At 64.1% G+C, this 19258-nt stretch carries 16 protein-coding genes and 1 riboswitch; of the genes, 9 read left to right on the forward strand and 7 right to left on the reverse strand.

The annotated features are described in order from the left end of the window. The first annotated feature begins 124 nt into the window (after positions 1 to 124). On the forward strand, positions 125 to 1645 hold the full coding sequence (locus AC3WOS_RS17915; protein WP_492717381.1) for a tetratricopeptide repeat protein: 1521 nt from the start codon (positions 125 to 127) through the stop codon (positions 1643 to 1645). Positions 1646 to 1805: 160 nt separating this feature from the next. On the opposite strand, the gene dapF is transcribed toward AC3WOS_RS17915, so the two are convergent. Genes dapF through AC3WOS_RS17930 form a run of 3 tightly spaced genes read right to left on the reverse strand, consistent with a single transcriptional unit; the run spans position 1806 to position 4450 of the window. After that, positions 1806 to 2669, reverse strand: coding sequence for a diaminopimelate epimerase (dapF, locus tag AC3WOS_RS17920; protein ID WP_492717382.1), 864 nt, complete (start codon positions 2667 to 2669; stop codon positions 1806 to 1808). An 18-nt stretch (positions 2670 to 2687) separates the two neighbouring features. Then, positions 2688 to 3569 carry an LpxL/LpxP family acyltransferase gene (locus tag AC3WOS_RS17925; protein WP_492717383.1) on the reverse strand — a complete coding sequence of 294 codons (882 nt, stop codon included), beginning with the start codon at positions 3567 to 3569 and terminating at the stop codon, positions 2688 to 2690. Further along, positions 3566 to 4450: a lysophospholipid acyltransferase family protein gene (locus tag AC3WOS_RS17930; RefSeq protein WP_492717407.1), complete on the reverse strand. Its 885-nt coding sequence runs from the start codon at positions 4448 to 4450 to the stop codon at positions 3566 to 3568. The genes AC3WOS_RS17925 and AC3WOS_RS17930 overlap by 4 nt, the downstream gene beginning before the upstream one ends. 163 nt (positions 4451 to 4613) lie before the next feature. Here AC3WOS_RS17930 and metK point away from each other — a divergent pair, with 163 nt between their 5' ends. The 4 genes from metK to metF all read left to right on the forward strand — a co-directional run bounded on the left by metK (position 4614) and on the right by metF (position 8725). Further along, on the forward strand, positions 4614 to 5780 hold the full coding sequence (metK, locus tag AC3WOS_RS17935) for a methionine adenosyltransferase (protein ID WP_182151443.1): 1167 nt from the start codon (positions 4614 to 4616) through the stop codon (positions 5778 to 5780). Positions 5781 to 5895: 115 nt separating this feature from the next. Further along, positions 5896 to 5965: riboswitch (S-adenosyl-L-homocysteine riboswitch) on the forward strand. Positions 5966 to 5991: 26 nt separating this feature from the next. Then, positions 5992 to 7419, forward strand: a complete 1428-nt coding sequence (gene ahcY, locus AC3WOS_RS17940; protein ID WP_492717384.1) for an adenosylhomocysteinase — start codon at positions 5992 to 5994, stop codon at positions 7417 to 7419. A gap of 135 nt (positions 7420 to 7554) precedes the next feature. Continuing rightward, complete coding sequence (locus tag AC3WOS_RS17945; protein WP_492717385.1) at positions 7555 to 7911, forward strand: phage holin family protein; 357 nt, start codon at positions 7555 to 7557, stop codon at positions 7909 to 7911. Then, complete coding sequence (metF, locus tag AC3WOS_RS17950; RefSeq protein WP_492717386.1) at positions 7898 to 8725, forward strand: methylenetetrahydrofolate reductase [NAD(P)H]; 828 nt, start codon at positions 7898 to 7900, stop codon at positions 8723 to 8725. The genes AC3WOS_RS17945 and metF overlap by 14 nt, the downstream gene beginning before the upstream one ends. A 51-nt stretch (positions 8726 to 8776) precedes the next feature. Here the strand turns inward: metF and AC3WOS_RS17955 are convergent, their stop codons facing one another. After that, positions 8777 to 9394: a 5-formyltetrahydrofolate cyclo-ligase gene (locus tag AC3WOS_RS17955; RefSeq protein ID WP_492717387.1), complete on the reverse strand. Its 618-nt coding sequence runs from the start codon at positions 9392 to 9394 to the stop codon at positions 8777 to 8779. 70 nt (positions 9395 to 9464) lie between these two features. Between AC3WOS_RS17955 and AC3WOS_RS17960 the strand changes: the two genes are divergently transcribed. From AC3WOS_RS17960 to AC3WOS_RS17975, 4 genes are all read left to right on the forward strand, one after another. After that, positions 9465 to 11411 (forward strand): lytic transglycosylase domain-containing protein, encoded by a 1947-nt coding sequence (locus tag AC3WOS_RS17960; protein WP_492717388.1) that lies wholly within the window; start codon positions 9465 to 9467, stop codon positions 11409 to 11411. A gap of 35 nt (positions 11412 to 11446) precedes the next feature. Continuing rightward, positions 11447 to 12163: a glutathione S-transferase family protein gene (locus tag AC3WOS_RS17965; RefSeq protein ID WP_492717389.1), complete on the forward strand. Its 717-nt coding sequence runs from the start codon at positions 11447 to 11449 to the stop codon at positions 12161 to 12163. Between the two features lie 3 nt (positions 12164 to 12166). Next, complete coding sequence (locus tag AC3WOS_RS17970) at positions 12167 to 13480, forward strand: multifunctional CCA addition/repair protein (protein WP_492717390.1); 1314 nt, start codon at positions 12167 to 12169, stop codon at positions 13478 to 13480. Positions 13481 to 13574: 94 nt separating this feature from the next. Continuing rightward, positions 13575 to 14243 carry a GNAT family N-acetyltransferase gene (locus AC3WOS_RS17975; protein WP_492717408.1) on the forward strand — a complete coding sequence of 223 codons (669 nt, stop codon included), beginning with the start codon at positions 13575 to 13577 and terminating at the stop codon, positions 14241 to 14243. 129 nt (positions 14244 to 14372) lie between these two features. Here the strand turns inward: AC3WOS_RS17975 and AC3WOS_RS17980 are convergent, their stop codons facing one another. From AC3WOS_RS17980 to AC3WOS_RS17990, 3 genes are read right to left on the reverse strand one after another with little or no spacing between them, the layout of a single operon-like run. Continuing rightward, positions 14373 to 14837, reverse strand: coding sequence for a hypothetical protein (locus tag AC3WOS_RS17980; protein ID WP_492717391.1), 465 nt, complete (start codon positions 14835 to 14837; stop codon positions 14373 to 14375). Further along, on the reverse strand, positions 14834 to 17539 hold the full coding sequence (locus AC3WOS_RS17985; RefSeq protein WP_492717392.1) for a DEAD/DEAH box helicase: 2706 nt from the start codon (positions 17537 to 17539) through the stop codon (positions 14834 to 14836). The genes AC3WOS_RS17980 and AC3WOS_RS17985 overlap by 4 nt, the downstream gene beginning before the upstream one ends. A gap of 3 nt (positions 17540 to 17542) precedes the next feature. Then, positions 17543 to 19249 carry a site-specific DNA-methyltransferase gene (locus AC3WOS_RS17990; protein ID WP_492717393.1) on the reverse strand — a complete coding sequence of 569 codons (1707 nt, stop codon included), beginning with the start codon at positions 19247 to 19249 and terminating at the stop codon, positions 17543 to 17545. Between the last annotated feature and the right edge of the window lie 9 nt (positions 19250 to 19258).

Genomic DNA, 19258 nt, shown 5'->3' on the forward strand with positions numbered 1-19258 from the left:
GTGTTTATCTGGCCGTATCTTCTTCTTTCATGGCAAGATATTGTCACAACATCGGCCGTCCCAAGCTCGCGCAGACAGCACGGACGGACCGCCCGCTTCCATGAATCACACTCATAGTGAGACGATGGCAAATCGAGAAGAACTAGGGATCATCCGGGGGGCCCGCGCCGGAGACGCGGTGAGCCAACTGGCATTGGGCAAGCTCTACCTGTTTGGTGGGGCCAGCTTGCCGCGCAGCATGCCGACCGCCTTGCACTGGCTGAGCCGGGCGGCCCAGCAGCAGCAGGACGAGGCGTGGATGCTGATCGGCCACCACATTCCATTTGAATACGCACAACATTGCCAGCCGACCGTGCTGCCTTGGTACGACCGGGCCTACGATGCCGGCGTGGCGCCGGCCGGCCTGGTGCTGGCCCAGCTGGTGCTCGGCCAGCCCATGGCGCCTTCGTGCCACGCGCTGCGGGCCAAGGCCATGGCGGCGCTGGAAAGCGCGGCCCGCGCCGGTTGCGCGGAAGCACAGCAGTTGTTGGCCAGTCAACGCGGCGAAGCGGCGCCGCCGGCCGTCGCAGCGCCGGCCGCGGCGGCCGGCGTGGATGGCCCGGCCTGGTCCGGGCCGGGCGCGGCCCAGTTCGCGGCGCTGGAACAGGCGTGGCAGGCGCACGATTACCGCGGCTATTTGCGCGCGGCGCTGCCGCTGGCGCGCGCCGTACTGCAGGGTGCGCCGGCCGACGCCGAGGCGGCGCGGGTGGCGGCCTGGCCCGTCGAGCCGCAGCAGGTGCAACTGCTGGCGCGCTGCGCCGAGGCGCTCGACGGCCTGGCCGAGCACGATCCGGAACTGCAGCAGTGCCGCGAGCTGGCCGCCCACGGCGGCGACCGCCACGCGCAGCTGGCCCTGGGCCTGTGGTTCGCCCGCATGAATTGCGCCGGCGAACGGCTGGCGGCCGGCATCGCCGCCGTCAACTTCAAGCGCGCCATCCGCTGGCTGACGCTGGCCGGCGAGCAAGGCATGGCCGAGGCGTGGTACGCCCTGTCGCGCATCTACCTGAAACCGGAATTTTCCCAGCGCTCCGTGGCCGAGGCCCAGGCCTACCTGGAGCGGGCGGCCGAGATGGGGCACCGGCTGGCCCAGCTCGAATGCGGCCTGTACGCGTGGCGCACCCGCCGCAATGGCGAATTGAGCGATGTGCGGGCCGCCTACTGGTTGCAAAAGGCGGCGGCCCAGGGCTGCGCCGAGGCCGAGGCCGTGCTGGCCAAGATCGCCGCGCCCATCGCCGCCCCGGGCTGGACCGAGGCCGTGCTGCCGCTGTTGACGCGGGCCCTGGCCGACAGCCAGCCGCTGCTGGCGGCCCGCATCGAGCTGGCCAGCCTGTTCGGCCTGACCCGGGCCGAAACGTTGTTGCTCGATGTGAAGGCGGCCGACCATGGGCACTGCCTGGTGGTCGATATCCGCGCCAGCTACGGACGCAGCAAGCGGCGCCTGATCCTGCTGCGCACGGCACAGCAGCGCCAGGCGCTGGACCGCATCGTGCGGCAGTTCGAACATGTGGACAGCGGCCCGGACGGGCTGGAAGGCAATTACCGCCAGCGTTTGTACCGCCTCAAGACGTGGCTGGGGGCGGGCCTGCCCAGCCTGCTGGCGGCCTGAACCGGCGCTACCCAAGCTGCGCCGCCGGACTGGCGGGGACGTAAAAAATGGGGACGTACCCCTTTTTGAAAAATGGGGACGTACCCCTTTTTTGGTCCCCCAAAAAAAGGGGTCAGCCCCCGTGGGGCTGACCCTGTCATCCGGTCCCGGCGGCCGGGATTCAGATCTCGATTTCGCCTTCGAACACGGTCACGGCCGGCCCCGTCAGGAACACGGACTGGCCTTCGCCGGCCCAGGCGATGGACAGCTGGCCGCCGCGGGCATCGACCCGCACGGGCGAGTCCAGCAGGCCGCGCCGGATGCCGGCCACCACGGCCGCGCACGACCCCGTGCCGCAAGCGAGCGTTTCGCCGGCGCCCCGCTCGTACACGCGCAGCTTGATGTGGTGGCGGTCGACGATCTGCATGAAACCGGCGTTGACCCGGTTCGGGAAGCGCACGTGGTGCTCGATCAGCGGCCCCGTCAGTTCCACCGGCGCCTGATCGACATCGTCGACCACCTGCACCGCGTGCGGGTTGCCCATGGATACGGCCGACACCAGCACCTGCTCGCGCGCGCCGCCCAGTTCCAGCACCAGCGGCCACAGGGTATCGCGGCCCTGGGCCTGGCCTTGCAGGCCGTCCGCGTCGAACGGCACGCGGGCCGCTTCCAGCACGGGCGCGCCCATGTCGACCGTGATGCTGCCGTCGTCTTCCAGCCGGGGCGCGATCACGCCGGCCTTGGTCTCGACCGTGATGCGGCGGGCACTGCTCAAGCCTTTTTCCGCCACAAACTTGACGAAGGCGCGCGAGCCGTTGCCGCACTGCTCCACTTCGCCGCCGTCGGCGTTGAAGATGCGGTAGCGGAAATCGCAGCCGGGCTGGGTGGGTTTTTCCACCAGCAGGATCTGGTCGGCGCCCACGCCGAAGCGGCGGTCGCCCAGCTTCTGCCACTGGGCGGGCGTGAAATCGATCTGCTGGTGGATGGCGTCGATCACGACGAAGTCGTTGCCGGCGCCGTGCATCTTGGTAAATTTCAGTTTCATCGTAGGCTATCCGTCAGATCAGGGGGCGGGCCGCTGGTACAGCGACGCTTCGCCTTGGGGCCGGGTCTTGAACCGCTTGTGCGTCCAGAAATACTCGGCCGGGGCCACGCGGACCTCGTCCTCGATAAAGGCGTTCATCCTGCGGGTGGCGGCCACCATGTCGGGGCCGGGGTAATTGTCCCACACGGGATAGAACTTGACACGCCAGCCCTGGAAATTGGGCAGGAAAGTGGCGATCACGGGCATGACCTGGGCCCCCGTGGTGGCGGCGATGCGGGCCGTGGCCGTCAGGGTGGCGGCCTGGATGCCGAAGAAGGGCACGAATTCCGCATCCTTTTCGCCGAAATCCATGTCTGGCAGCATGAAATAGGGCAGCTTTTCCTTCAGGGCTCGCAAGATGGGCTTGATGCCATCCTGGCGCGTAAACAGGCGCACGGGCTTGAAACGGGAGCGGCCCTGGCGCAGCACCTTGTCGAAGGCAGCGTTCTTTTGCTGCACGTACATGGACGATGCGCTCGCTTCCATGGCGATGGCGACACCGGCCACGTCCAGGCAGACGAAATGGGGGCACAGCAGGATGGTCGGTTTTTCCGTCATCTGGGCCACGGGCACGGGCCCCGGCTCCACCGTGATCAGGCGCCGCAGCCGCGCTTCCGAGGCCCACCACAGGATGCCCCGTTCCCACACGCTGCGCGAATAGGCCTGGAAATGCTGGCGCGCCAGCGCCACCCGCTGCTGTTCCGTCAATTCCGGCATGCACAGGCGCAAATTGGTGAGGGCGATATGGCGCCGCGAGCGCAGCAGGACAAACAGGATGCTGCCCACCAGGTTGCCGAAGCGGCCCAGCAGGGGCAGGGGCAGCCAGTGCAGCAGCCACATCAAACCCAACATGGCTTTCATGCACCCTCCTGCACGGCGTCGGGCGCGGCGGCGCCGGCCGGCACCTTGTAGCGGTTGTAACTCCAGAAATATTGCGCCGGGGCGCGGGCGATCAGCTGTTCCATCGCGGCATTGATGGTGCGGGCCTGCTGGGCGGCCGTGCCGTCCAGCTTGGCCGTGAAGGGCACGAAGCGGATCAGGTAGCCCTTGCCGTGCGGCAAGCGCTCGGCGTAGGTGACGATGACGGTGGCGTCGCCCATCTGGGCCAGCTTGGCCGGCAACGTCATGGTGTAGGCGGGGCGGCCGAAGAAGTCGGCCCACACGCCTTCGCCCTCCTGCGGCACCTGGTCCGGCAGCAGGCCGATGGGGCGGCCTTTTTTCAGCGTCTTGGCCAGGATGCGCACGCCCGACATATTGGCCGGGGCCAGCAGCAGGTTGTCGCGGGCGCGGGCGCCCTCGATCAGCGGTTTCAGCGCCGCCTTCTTGGGCGGGCGGTACATCACCGTCAGTTCCGTGCGCAGGGCGATTTCCTGCGCCACGATCTCAAAGCAACCGAGGTGAGGCGTGAGGAACACGATGCCGCGTCCCGCGTCCAGTTCTGCCTGCACCAGCTGCCAGTTTTCATCGCTGGCGTGGCGCGACACCCGCTCCGGTGCGCCGCACCAGATGAAGGGCAGCTCCACGATGCTCTTGCCCGCTTCCGCGATGGCGGCCGGCAGATGGGCGCTGTAGCCGGCCTGGGCCAGGTTGTCGCGCATGCGGCGGCGGTAGGAGGGCGAGGCCAGGTAGACCAGCCAGCCCAGCGCAGCCCCCAGCGCATGTAACAGCGGTAAGGGGAAGATGGAAAGAAAGCGGAACAGGAGTACGAGCATGGAGTAGGTATATTGATATGCGGCAAAAATCGATCGTTGCCTAGCCAAAATTTTTTTAAGAAGCGTAAAATACCACGTATGCAGTATCCGCTGAGTTAACAGACAACTTGCGAGGCGGAATATAAATATCGCTAAAGCGTCGCAAGCCGTATTGGTAAGCGACAACAATTTTCACCAATATCAGGAGCTTGCGATGTCTAACGATTACCTCTTTACCTCTGAATCCGTATCCGAAGGCCACCCCGACAAGGTAGCCGACCAGATTTCGGACGCCATCCTGGACGCCATCCTGGCCCAGGACCCGAAAGCCCGCGTGGCCGCCGAAACGCTGTGCAACACCGGTCTGGTGGTGCTGGCCGGCGAGATCACGACGCACGCGAACGTGGATTATATTCAAGTTGCGCGTGAAACCATCAAACGTATCGGTTACGACAACACGGACTACGGCATCGACTACCGCGGCTGCGCCGTGCTGGTGGGCTACGACAAGCAGTCGCCCGACATCGCCCAGGGCGTGGACGAAGGCGCCGGCATCGACCTGGACCAGGGCGCCGGCGACCAGGGCCTGATGTTCGGCTACGCCTGCGACGAGACGGCCGAGCTGATGCCGGCCGCCATCCACTATGCGCACCGCCTGGTCGAGCGCCAGTCGCAGCTGCGCAAGGATGGCCGCCTGCCGTGGCTGCGTCCGGACGCCAAGTCGCAGGTCACGCTGCGCTATGTCAACGGCCGCCCGGTGGCCGTGGACACGGTGGTGCTGTCGACCCAGCACTCGCCCGAGATCAGCCACAAGCACATCGAAGAAGCCGTGATCGAGGACATCATCAAGCAAGTGCTGCCCCGTGAATGGTTGAACGAGACGCGCTATCTGGTCAACCCCACGGGCCGCTTCGTCATCGGCGGCCCGCAGGGCGACTGCGGCCTGACGGGCCGCAAGATCATCGTCGACACCTACGGTGGCGCCAGCCCGCACGGCGGCGGCGCGTTCTCCGGCAAGGACCCGTCCAAGGTCGACCGTTCGGCCGCCTACGCGGCCCGCTACGTGGCCAAGAACGTGGTGGCGGCCGGCCTGGCGCGCCAGTGCCAGGTGCAGGTCAGCTACGCCATCGGCGTGGCCAAGCCGATCAACATCACCGTCTACACGGAAGGCACGGGCGTCATCTCCGACGAGAAGATCGCCGCGCTGGTGATGGAGCACTTCGACCTGCGTCCGAAAGGCATCGTGCAGATGCTGGATCTGCTGCGTCCCATCTACCAGAAGACGGCCGCTTACGGCCACTTCGGCCGCGAAGAGCCGGAATTCACGTGGGAGCGCACCGACAAGGCCGCCATCCTGCGCGACGCCGCCGGCCTCAAGTAAGCAAGCGGAGAAAAGGGGACGTACCCCATTTTCAGGAAAAGCTGAAAATGGGGTACGTCCCCATTTTTTTGAGGGGCGTAGCGGTTTTCGACCGCCATTTTCTTGTAAAATACCGCTTCCGAGGAGCGTTGCGACGAATCGACCCGATTCGCCAGGCTCGGAATCTGCAACCGCGCTCACGTTACTTTTTTCTAACTGAAAGGAGGGCGTGATGAACGCCGTACTCAAATCCGCACAAGACTACCTGGTCGCCGACATCTCCCTGGCCGCCTGGGGCAACAAAGAAATCAAGATCGCTGAAACGGAAATGCCGGGCTTGATGGCCATCCGCGAGGAATTCGCCGCCAGCCAGGTCCTCAAGGGCGCCCGCATCACCGGTTCGCTGCACATGACGATCCAGACCGCCGTGCTGATCCAGACCCTGGAGGCGCTGGGCGCCCAGGTGCGTTGGGCTTCGTGCAACATCTACTCGACCCAGGACCACGCCGCCGCCGCCATCGCCGCCAACGGCACCCCCGTGTTCGCCATCAAGGGCGAAACGCTGGACGAATACTGGGACTACACCCACCGCATCTTCGAGTGGCCCGCCGACGCGGCCGGCAACCCCGTCTATTCCAACATGATCCTGGACGACGGCGGCGACGCCACGCTGCTGCTGCACCTGGGCGCGCGCGCCGAGCAGGATAGCTCCGTGCTGGCCAACCCCGGTTCGGAAGAGGAAATCTGCCTGTTCAACGCCATCAAGGCCCACCTGGCCAAGGATGCCACCTGGTACTCCAAGCGCCTGCCGCACATCCTGGGCGTGACCGAGGAAACCACCACCGGCGTGCACCGCCTGTACCAGATGCACAAGGAAGGCAAGCTCGCTTTCCCCGCCATTAACGTCAACGACTCCGTCACCAAGTCCAAGTTCGACAACCTGTACGGCTGCCGCGAGTCGCTGGTGGACGGCATCAAGCGCGCCACCGACGTGATGATCGCCGGCAAGGTCGCCGTCATCGCCGGCTATGGCGACGTGGGCAAGGGCTCGGCCCAGGCCATGCGCGCCCTGTCGGCCCAGGTGTGGGTCACCGAGATCGACCCCATCTGCGCCCTGCAGGCGGCCATGGAAGGCTACCGCGTGGTGACCATGGATTACGCGGCCGAGCACGGCGACATCTTCGTCACCTGCACCGGCAACTACCACATCCTGACGGAACAGCACATGCTGGCCATGAAGGACCAGGCCATCGTCTGCAACATCGGTCACTTCGACAACGAGATCGATGTCGCCTCGCTCAAGAAGTACACCTGGGAAAACATCAAGCCCCAGGTCGACCATGTGATCTTCCCGAGCGGCAAGCGCATCATCCTGCTGGCCGAAGGCCGCCTGGTCAACCTCGGTTGCGGCACGGGCCATCCGTCGTACGTGATGAGCTCTTCGTTCGCCAACCAGACCATCGCCCAGATCGAGCTGTACGCCAACACGGCCAACTACCCGGTCGGCGTGTACGTGCTGCCCAAGCACCTGGACGAGAAAGTGGCGCGCCTGCAGCTGAAAAAGCTCAACGCCCAGCTGACCGTGCTGACCGAAGAGCAGGCCGCCTACATCGGCGTGTCGCAACAGGGGCCGTACAAGCCCGAGCACTACCGCTACTAAGGCGATGCGGCCCGCCGTCCCGCCGGCGCCCCGTGGCGCCCGGGACGGCGGGTCCATCCCCGTCGCGGTCGCGCGGCATGCCGGGCTGTTCCGGCTGCCGCGATTTCCCGTCTTTTCTGCAGCGAGCCTCTCATCATGCGTCTGGTCCTTACCTGGTTAATCAATGCCGCTGCCCTGTTGGCAGTGCCCTACCTGATGCATTCCGTCGATGTCACAAGCATAGGCGCAGCCCTCGTCGCAGCCCTCGTGTTGGGTCTGGTAAATACGCTGATCCGCCCCGTGCTGCTGTTGCTGACCCTGCCCGTGACCGTGCTGTCGCTGGGCCTGTTCATCTTCGTCATCAATGGCTTCATGTTCTGGCTGGTGGCCCAGTGGGTGCAAGGCTTCCACGTCGACAGTTTCTGGTCGGCCATGGGGGGCGCACTGCTGTACAGCGTGATTTCCTGGGCTTTGTCTACCTTACTTTTGAAGAACGCCGATGGACAACCCTAATTTCAGTATCGAATTCTTTCCGCCCAAGACGGCGGAAGGGGCGGAGAAGCTGCGCGTCACGCGCGCCAAGCTGTCCGAACTGCATCCCAAGTATTTTTCCGTGACCTTTGGCGCCGGCGGCACCACCCAGCGCGGCACGCTCGACACCGTGCTCGAAATCATGGCCGCCGGCGAACAGGCCGCGCCCCACCTGTCGTGCGTGGGCGGCACGCGCGAATCGATCCGCGCCATCCTGGCCGAGTTCAAGGCCAACAACATCCGCCGCATCGTGGCCCTGCGCGGCGACCTGCCCAGCGGCTACGGCGCGGCCGGCGAATTCCGCTACGCCAACGAACTGGTGGAATTCATCCGCGCCGAAACGGGCGACTGGTTCCACATCGAAGTGGCGGCCTATCCGGAAACCCACCCGCAAGCCCGTTCGCCGCAGGACGACCTGCTGGCCTTCGAGCGCAAGGTGAAGGCGGGCGCCGACGCCGCCATCACCCAGTACTTCTACAATGCCGACGCCTACTTCTACTTCATGGAACAGTGCGGCAAGCTGGGCATCACGGTGCCGGTGGTGCCGGGCATTATGCCGATCACCAACTACACGCAGCTGATGCGCTTTTCCGACATGTGCGGCGCCGAGATCCCGCGCTGGGTGCGCCTCAAGCTGGCCAGCTTTGGCGACGACACGGCGTCCATCAAGGCCTTCGGCCTGGACGTGGTGACGGCCCTGGGCCAGCGCCTGCTGGCCGGCGGCGCGCCCGGCCTGCACTTCTACAGCATGAACCAGGCGGCGCCGACGACGGCGCTGTGGCAGCGCCTGGCGTAAGGGGCTGTGCGGCGGGCCAGGCCGGCACTGTCGGTCAGGCCCACGTGTCCGTCAGGCCCGCGGGTCTGGCGTGGCCGCGCCGCTTTCCGTGACGATGCAGTCGAGCGCGATGTCGTGCGGGTCGTCGCCGAACGGGGCCAGCTGGCAAGCGTAGGCCACGCCCACCGTTTGCGGCCGCGGCAGCGCTTCCAGCGTGCGGTCGTAGAAACCGCCGCCGTAGCCGAGCCGGTAGCCGTGGCGGTTGTAGCCCAGGCAGGGCACCAGCAGCGCCGGCGGCCGCGGACGCAGCCGCAACTGGGCCGGCACCGCCACGCCCATCCCATCCTTCACCATCGGCTCGCCGATGTCCCACTGCGCGAACGCCAGCGGCGCATGTTTTTCCACCACCACCGGCAGCAGCAGCCGCACCCCGCGCCGCGCCAGTTCGGCATAGGCGGCCTGCAGGTCCGGCTCGTCCCGCAATGGCCAGTAGACGCCCAGTTCGGTGGTGGCGGACATGGCCGACCAGGCCAGCACATGGCGGCCGATCGCCGCGTCCCAGGCGGCGCGGGTGGGCGCGTCCAGCGCGCGCCGCGCGGCCAGCAATTGCTTGCGCAAATCGGCCTTGGACAGGGGCGTTGCCGCTGGCGGGACCGTCGTGGCGCGTGGTATTCTAGGATCGCTGGTCATATTCCCGTTTTAAGACTTGATTGAGAGTTGCACATTGATTTCCGCTTCAAAATGGATAGCCGGCGCCGTGATGGCCGTAGCCTGCCTGGCGTCCCCATTGGGCCGTGCCGACGACAGTGGAATCGACAGCAGCCGCAAAGAGGACGATGCCTTCCTGCTGCTGCGCGACGCCGTGCGCCAGGATGACGCGGCCAAGGTTGCATTCTATGCCGACCGGCTGGCCAATTACCAGATTCCCTCCTACGTCGATTACTACCGTCTCAAGTCGCACCTGCGCGACGCCGCCAATGGGGAAGTGCGCGAGTTCCTGCGCCGCTACGAGGGCAGCGCCATCGCCGACCGCATGCGCAACGACTGGCTGCTGGAGCTGGGCCGCAAGCGCGACTGGGCCGCCTTCGACGAGCAGCTGCCCCTGTTCGTGCTCAACGACGACACCCAGGTCAAGTGCTACGGTCTGATGTCGCGCGCGCTCAAGGGCCAGCGCGTGGCCGAGCAGGCGCGCGTGCTGCTGGTCTATCCGCCCGTGTATGGCGAAGCATGTTCCGGCCTGATCGCCACCCTGGCCCAGAACGGCCAGTTCGACAGCGAAGACTTGTGGACCCAGGTGCGCCTGGCCGGCGAGTTCGACGCCACCGGGCCGGGCAAGCGCACCATGGTGCTGCTGGGCGGACCGGAAAAGCGCATCGGCCAGGCCATCGACCTGCCGGCCATCGCGCTGGCCAAGGGCGTGGGCAGCGGCCGTATCGACCATGAAATCTACCTGGTGGCCGTGGGCCGCATGGCGCGCACCAGCGTCAAGCTGGCCGCGCTGGCGCTGCAGAAGGCCGCGCCCAAACTGACGGCGCAGGAGCAGGCCATCGGCTGGGCCAACATCGCGCTGGCCTCGTCCTACACGCTGGCGCCGGAGACGAGCGAGTACTGGCGCAAGGCGGCCGGCGCGCCGCTGTCGCAGGACGCGCTGCAGTGGAAGGCGCGCTACGCCCTGCGTGCCGGCGACTGGAAGCAGGTGCGCAGCACCATCCGCGCCATGCCGCTGGCGCTGCGCAACGAGCCGGCCTGGATCTACTGGCTGGGCCGGGCCCTGATGGCCGAAGCGGGCGCCAGCCAGCCCACGGGCGAGGCGGCGCAGCTGTTGCGCAGCATTTCCGACCAATCCAACTTCTATGGCCAGCTGGCGCTGGAGGAGCTGGGCCAGCTGATCACGATTCCGCCGGCCGGCCCGCCCATCGGCCAGGCCGAGATCGCGCCGTTCGCGACCGATCCCAATTTCCAGCGCGCGCTCAAATTCTTCTCGATGCGGCTGCGCTTCGAAGGCACGCGCGAGTGGAACTGGGCGCTGCGCGGGCTGAGCGAACGCCAGCACCTGGCGGCGGCCGAATTCGCGCGCCAGAACAACATCCTCGACCGCATGGTCAGCACCTCCGAAAAGACCCGCATCCAGGTCGACTACACGCAGCGCTTCCCGGCGCCGCATGACGACATCATGCATCCGGCCACCCAGACCCTGGGCCTGGACAAGGCCTGGGTGTATGGCCTGATCCGGCAGGAATCGCGCTTCATCATGGACTCGCAGTCGGCCGTGGGCGCCTCGGGCCTGATGCAGGTGATGCCGTCCACCGGGCGCTGGGTGGCCAAGAAGATCGGCCTGACGGACTTCGTGCAGAACATGCTGAGCGACGTGCGCACCAACATCCTGCTGGGCACCAATTACATGAACATGGTGCTCGGTAACATGGACGGCTCGCAGACCCTGGCCACGGCCGCCTACAACGCCGGCCCGGGGCGCCTGCGCAGCTGGCGCGCCGCGCTCGACAAGCCGATGGAGAGCGCCGTCTTCATCGAATCGATCCCCTTCGTCGAAACCCGCACCTACGTCAAGAACGTGATGTCGAACGCGACCTACTACGCCGCCCTGTTCGAAGGCCGGCCGCAGTCGCTCAAGGCCCGTCTCGGCACCGTGGCGCCCAAGGGGTATTCGGCGCAGGAACAGCAAGAAAGCAGCTTCGGCTCCCGTTAGCAGCATCCACCAGACGCACCTATCCGGACGTATCCATGCAAACCACTGAACTCGATCCCTCCCTGTCGCAAGCCCTGGCCAACGCGCGCGCGCCCGGGCTGACCCTCATCATCGGCAACAAGAACTATTCCTCGTGGTCGATGCGGCCCTGGGTGGCCATGACGGCGTTCGCCATTCCGTTCCAGGAAGTGCGGGTGCTGCTCGACCAGGCCGACACGGCCAACCGCATCGCCGCCTATTCCGCCGCCGGCCGGGTGCCGGTGCTGCTGGCGGGCGACATGACGATCTGGGACAGCCTGGCCATCTGCGAATACCTGGCCGAGCAGTTCCCCGAGCTGCACATGTGGCCGCAGGACGTGGCCGCGCGCGCCATGGCCCGCTCCGTGTGCGCGGAAATGCATTCCGGCTTCGCCGACCTGCGCAACGCGATGGCGATGAACATCCGCGCCAGCTATCCGGGCAAGGGCCGCACCAACGGCAGCCAGGCCGACATCGGCCGCATCAGCGAAATCTGGGAAGAGTGCCTGTCGCGCTTCGGCCACCACCAGTTCCTGTTCGGCGAGTTCACCATCGCCGACGCCTTCTTCGCCCCGGTGGTGATGCGTTTCCGCACCTACGGCGTGACGCTGGCGCCGGCCCTGAACGCCTATTGCGACCGCGTGTGCGCCCATCCCGCCGTGGCGCGCTGGGTCACCGAGGCGCTGGCCGAGACGGAAATGGCGCCCCGCCACGACGCCGAAATGCCGGACTGACGCATGCAAATTTACGTTGTGGGCGGCGCCGTGCGCGACGCCTTGCTGGGCCTGCCCGTCAAGGACCGTGATTACGTGGTGGTGGGCGCCACGCCGGAAGCCATGCTCAAGCTGGGCTACCGCCCGGTGGGCAAGGATTTCCCCGTGTTCCTCCATCCTGATACGCACGAGGAATACGCGCTGGCCCGCACCGAGCGCAAGACGGCGCCCGGCTACCGCGGCTTCGTGTTCCACACGGCGCCCGACGTCACGCTGGAACAGGACCTGGTGCGGCGCGACCTGACCATCAACGCCATCGCCCGCGCCGACGACGGCACGCTGACCGACCCCTTCGGCGGCCAGCGCGATATCGAACGGCGCATCTTCCGCCACGTGTCCGACGCCTTCGAGGAAGACCCGGTGCGCATCCTGCGCGTGGCCCGCTTCGCGGCGCGCTTCCCCGATTTCACGGTGGCGCCGGAAACCAACACCCTCATGCGGCGCATGGTGGAGCAGGGCGAAGTGGACGCGCTGGTGGCCGAGCGGGTGTGGCAGGAGCTGTCGCGCGGCCTGATGGAACAGCGGCCCTCGCGCATGCTGCAGGTACTGCGCGACTGCGGCGCGCTGGCGCGCGTGCTGCCGGAGCTGGACAAATTGTGGGGCGTGCCCCAGCCGGTGCAGCACCATCCCGAAATCGACACCGGCCTGCACGTGGAGCAGGTGATCGACTGCGCGGCCGACGCCGGGCTGGCGCTGCCGGTGCGCTTCGCCTGCCTGATGCACGACCTGGGCAAGGGCGCCACGCCGCCGGCAAACTGGCCGGCCCACCACGGCCATGAGGGCCTGGGCGTCAAGCTGGTCGAACAGTTGTGCCAGCGCCTGCGGGTGCCGTCCGAATGCCGCGACCTGGCCGTGATGACGGCGCGCGAACACGGCAACGTGTGCCGCGCGCAGATCCTGCGTCCGAACACCATCGTCACGCTGCTCGAGCGTTGCGATGCGTTCCGCAAGCCGGCCCGTTTCATCCAGATGCTGCAGGCCACCGAGTGCGACGCGCGCGGGCGCACGGGCGCGACGGCCAGCTTGCGCGACCAGCCTTTCCCCCAGCTGGCCCATTTGCAGGACGCGCTGGCGGCGGCGCGCGGCGTCAACGCGGGCGAGGTGGCGGCCCGCTGCGGCGCGCAACCGCAGCGCATTCCGGAGATGGTGCACAAGGCACGGGTGGCGGCCGTCAAGGCGGCGCTGGGCGCGGCCGCGCCGGCCGACGAGGATGAGCAAATCAAGGCGGACCGCAATAGCGGCGAGGATGGTGCCGGCGGTGCGTCCCCCGGCGCCTGAGCTGGGATACAATAGGTGCATGCTGCGCCGCACCATGCGCATCGCACCAACCTATTCTGCGGCGGCGAGGAGTCCACGAGTGAACCCGACCGATATGTTTTCCAATCCATTCCGGCGGCGCGACAGCAACGGCGAGCGCAAGCGCCCCACCGTGCTGGTCAAGGAGCTGGGCGAGCGCGACCGGCGGCGCATGGTCAAGCATTTCCTGGCGCTGGAACCGCGCGACCGCCTGCTGCGCTTCGGCACCATGCTGCCCGACGAGCAGGTGGTGGCCTACGTCAACCGCATCGACTTCGCGCGCGACATGGTGTTCGGGGTCTATAACCGGCTGTTCACGCTGGTGGCCGTGGGCCATCTGGCGTTCGCGCCCAAGGAACCGGACCGGAACGCGGTGACGGAAAAGGAGCAGGTGGCCGAGTTCGGCGTCTCCGTGGGCCGTTCGGCGCGCGGCATGGGCGTGGGCACCAAACTGTTCGAACGGGCCGCCATCCACTGCCGCAACAGCGACGTCGACACGCTGTACATGCACTGCCTGTCGTCCAACGCGACCATGATGCACATCGCCAAGAAGGCCGGCATGGAGATCCACCGCGACTATGGCGAGGCGGACGCTTACCTGAAGTTGCCGCCCGCCAATCCGACCAGCGTGCTGCAGGAAGCGCTCGACGAGCAGTTCGCCACGCTCGACTACACGTTCAAGGCCAACAAGCGCTTCGCCAGCAAGTGGCTGAACCGCTTGGTGGGCCGCAAGCGCCAGGAGTAGCTGACGGCAGGGGGAAATCCGCTTCCTGGGTCCGCTCGTTGCCCGGTCGCTTGACGCCGCGGCCGGCCAGGCTGTAGTCGTTCGGCGGGTCGATTGCGTAGCCCGTATCTGATCTGGTGGCGTGTTTTATCAAGGGGCGGAGATGTCGATGAGCAGGCGTCTGAACACGTCTTTCTTGGCGACAGCATCCCAATATCTGGTGGTGCTCACACGAAGTTCCGCCAGCTTTGCTATCGACAAATGCTGGACCTTTTCCGTAAGGTCAAGAGGAAAGCGGATGTGGACTTTACCTTCGGAAGTTCTGAGTTCGAGTTTGCCCGTGTCGGTTATTCCGGCGACGCAGCCTGAAATAACTTCCTCATAAGTTTCCGGTTCGGCGACAGCCGTTTCCTGAGCATGTGCGACGGCGAGGGCCTGCGTTGCGTCGCTAGCTGCCTGGCGTTGATTGTCCGCCGCGATCGCCAGCCACCGGTCGTCAGGATGTTGATTGGCGCGTGCCTGGGTGGCTGCGGCAAATTCGCAGAGCGTTTGAGCATGCCGCTTCAGAAATTCGGTGCTCATAGTAGCGGAGGCTTGGGTTTGATTTAATGTCATTTCAAATGCTCCTCAATCCAGTCCCAGCGCTTATCCCTCACCATCACAAATCGGCATCGATCCTCGGAAAGATTGGCCCATAGTCCACCAATTAATCGATCATCCTCGGCCGATAACCAGCGGTCGGCACCTTTGTATTCGACGGCAAGAGTCGGTCCCGATTTATTCTCTTTTCCGGGAAGTTGGCATAGAAAGTCTGGATAGAAGCGCCCGTCCGCCTTTTGCAGGAAGAACGAGCTTCCTTCGCGCCGCACAAGATTCCGCACCCAGAACTGAATTCGCCCCTGCTGCGCCTGAATATCCAGCCAGCAAGCGCACTCGAATTCCTCCTTGCTGTCGAAATCGCCCATGCGTCCGTAAAAGTGCTTCCTGAAATCAAAGTGTCCAAAGCGGCCGTCATAATCGCGGCTGGGTGCGTAGGCCTGCGCATGAAATTCGAAAGCATACTGGTCGCCTACCGCGACGCGTGATGCAGAGTCGGCGCCGAATAACGTTTGCTGGAATGCCTTTCCAACCGCCTGCTTGCGCAAGTCGCGGATGCGCGCCTCAAGGCGATTCCGGATCAGAAACTTCTGCAGATTGACGCGGGCCAGCGTGACATCGTCCTGGCGCAGCAGATCAGTCAGCCACGCGGCAACGAAGGCTTGCTTGCTTGCATGGGTAAGGGATTGCTCCGGCAAATTGCGACAAAGCCAAGTGGCGATGCGAATCTCATCCCAATTTTCTGGTTGGTACACCAGACCCAAGTCACGCTGTAGATCGGGCAGGAAGCGTGAAATGACGCGGCCAGAGACATCGTCCACATCGATCTCGCCACCTTCCGAAACCTTGAGCCCTGCACCCAGCGCCGAGAGGTCGTCAGCCGTTGGCGCTGCGTCGTAAGGCGAGAGATCCCACGGATACTCCAGCACCTCCGGGTCATCGAATAAAGCAAGCTCCCCCTGAATGCGTAGTGCGAGTTGCGGCACGCAGAAGCGTTCACCCAGTTCAGCAGGCGTCTGAAAAAACTCTATGGCAGTAGTGCGGCTTACTTCGGCGGCTTCAACGATGGCCGCCGCCGATGTTTCTGTAGTGACTGATGCCTTGAGTGTCTCAGTCTCATCGGCGGTCAGTGGGGTACTAATGGTCAGCGTGTTCAGCTTGGCATCCCAACTCACCTTGTCGCGGATTGTCTTGGATACGCTCTTGAGGTCGGGCTTCTCTGACAGCTTAATCACCACCGGCCGAACGACAACACGCCCGGCGTGGCCCTCCAGATCCAACCGCGATTGTTCTGCCTTGGCCGCGGTCACGAACTGGTTCACCTCGCGACGTTCGAAACCCGCCCCCGCTACCAATCGGTCACGCAAGGCGCCGGCGGTCTCAGCAAAGTTGCGCGAGACGACGAAGGCGTATGACTGATTCAGCGCCGGCGTCTGTCGATGACTCGCGCCTGGTTGCCGCAATACGCGTCCGAGCAACTGTTCGACCGCCGTGGCCGAATGCAGTGAGGCCATGCTGACCAGAATGTAGGCAAAAGGACAGTCCCAGCCTTCGGCCAGCGCCTTCTGCGTGATGACGAATTTCACTGGGCAGCTTGGATCGGCAATGCCCAGCTTGTAGTCCGCATCGACCTGCTCCAGCCCTTTATCTTCGCCGGTGGCCACAACGATCTCGCTGGCCGGAATTCCGTGGTTGGTAATCAACTCGTTCTTCACACGCTCGAAGTCCAGCGTATCGACTCCCGTCCGGCGCGGTTCTGACTGAATCAGCACCAGTGGCCGCAAATAGGCGGCACCCGCCCGACGTTCATCGTCCGCGAGCTTGTGCAGGGCATCACGGCGACCGATGGCGTCGGCCAAGCACTGTTGCCAGTTTGGCTCCGTTTCAAGTACGACCGGCAATTTGATCATTTCTTCCACCTTCAACTCGGCGGCAGATACGCTGTGCAATACGTTGCTTGGGGTGCGCTCCAGATCTGGCGTGGCTGTCAATTCCATCACGCCGCTGGGGCGGAATCGTGCCAGCATGTCGAAAGCCAGTTCTGTGCGGTTATTATGCGCCTCGTCGACGATAACGAAGGGGCGACGCAGACGCAGCACGTTGGCCAGTGAATATGGCGTAATCCGGTCCGCGCCTTCGCCTTCGGTCAACAATTCGTCCCGCTGCGTAGGTGACAGATTATCGAAGTGGTGCATCAGTGCGCCGCTGGACTGGTACACCTTGCGGCATTCCTCTTCCTCAACCTGAAACGCTTGCCGAGTTGCGACGATGATGGTCGTCGACGTATCTAAAGTGGCGCGGGTTACGCTTTTGGCTTCTTCCAGATCCAGTACGGTAATCGGGCCTGTTTCCCGCAATGCGGTATGGTAAGGGTGTTGGCGATCGCGTAAGGCACGCAGAGTCTGCTCGCGGATCGGCCTCGACGGTACCAACCATAGAATAACGCTTTGCTCACAACGCAGCAGGTGCGTATTGACTAGGGCCACGCTCTTCGCTGCCAGCCAGGTCTTGCCGCCGCCTGTGGGCACGCGAAGGCAGAAATATGGCATATCCGACGGAAATCCCGAGAGCGGGTTATAGGTATTGCCACGGCCCCACAGACGCTCCGTGGTCGCGGTAAAGGCAATCGACGGCGACGGCAGTTCGTGGCAGGCCTTGAAGTAGGCCAGCACGCTATCTAGCACTTGCGACTGGTAGGTTTTTGGTGCAAATGTGGTCATGGCTTACACGTCCAATGCATAAGGAGTTTGTTTGAAGCTGACGCCTTCACGCGCAGCACGGCCGCCCATGCGATTGGCGGCGGCGTAGATCACCTTGGGACCAGCGAATTTCGGCAATACGTCAAACACCGGCCCGGTGAGTACATTGCCGCCAGCGATAGACTTGTCTTTAAGGATGCCGTTGTAGAGTAGGTAAATACCGCGCCCCTCATGCACGCCCAGAAGCGCCGAATTTCCTTGACCTGTGTACCCGCTGCCGGTTTCTGCGAACCAGACGAATTCGGCCAGTTGGGCGAACGTAACATCAGCGCGAACCTGTCCCTCTGCAGTGAACAGCGGTTCCGTAGACAGGCGGCAGAATTGAAAGCCGCCTCCGAGTCCTGGAACCTCTACTCCCTTGCTGGTCGTGAAGCCCGATGCGACGCGCTTCACTCGCTGAGCTGTTACATCGCGCGCGATGACATCCTTCATCTCGACTAAAATGAATCGGCGGGCTTGACCATCTGCATTGTTCAGCTTCAGGACAGCATTTGCTGTTGTTCCAGAGCCTCCGAAAGAGTCCAATATCAAATCGTCGGCACTGGTCGTAAAGCTCAACAACTCTTCGATCAGCTCCGTGGGCTTTGGAAAATCAAATGGTCGCTTATCCTCCGGAAAGATCGCCTTAATCTCGTTTGTGCCGATACGCCCATCGAGCTCGAAAAGACTCGAGAGCTTGGCGCGATAGTCCTTAGCGTAGACCTTGAGCTCGACCAACTTTGTCTCATCTTCTCCGAAGATAATTCGCCCCTCTTGAATGAGTCGTTGCATCGACTCCTCGGGAAATCGGTAACCCATCAAGGGCTGCTGACAAGGCTGTTTTGTTACCGGGTGGATTATGTCGTACCGGTAACCCTCTTTGCCCGGGTTGTGGACCGAGCGCATACCTGTGTAGACGCCACCACCGTCAATGAACTTGTAATCCTCGAAGGGCCACAGCTGCGATTTGTTCTCACGGTACCACTTCGTGTAGGCCGCTTGACGTTTGACCTGGTCTTGGTGCTGATTAACGAATTTCTCGCCCACTTCAAGCAGCCGGGTTTTAACTTCAAGGCTCGACGCTTTCCACTCGCTCGCGATCTTGCGCTTGTCTTTGGCATAGCAGAGCACGTATTCATGCTCGCTGGCAATTTGGGTCGGGTTATTGTCTGTAGCATTCTTCCAAACAATAACGCCGATACGGTTGCTAACACCAAAAATCTCATCGAATAGCATGCGCAGGCTCGCAACTTCGATATCATCGATGCTCGCGAAGATGACGCCATCGTCACGCAGGAAGTCTTTAAGGAGGCGTAATCGTGGGTACATCATGCAGAGCCACTTGTCGTGCCTACACAGATCCTCCGCTTCGACACCAACGACCTTACCTAGCCATTCGCGGATTTCAGGACTTTCAACACGGTCGTTGTAGATCCAGCCCGTGCGCAGGCCGTCCGCACCTCGGTCGTCTTGTCCCGTGTTGTACGGCGGATCGATGTAGATGCACTTCACCTGCCCCGCATAACGCGGCAATAGCGCCTTGAGCGCATCAAGGTTGTCTCCCTGCACGATGAGGTTGCCCGAATTCTCCAGACCACAGGAGAGTTCTGGCACAGGTTCCAGCAGGCGGAACGGCACTTCCTTGTGATGTTTAACGACGGCTTCTTTGCCGATCCAGTTTAATGTAGGCATTCAGCCATT

Source organism: Rugamonas sp. FW305-51 (assembly GCF_058786935.1).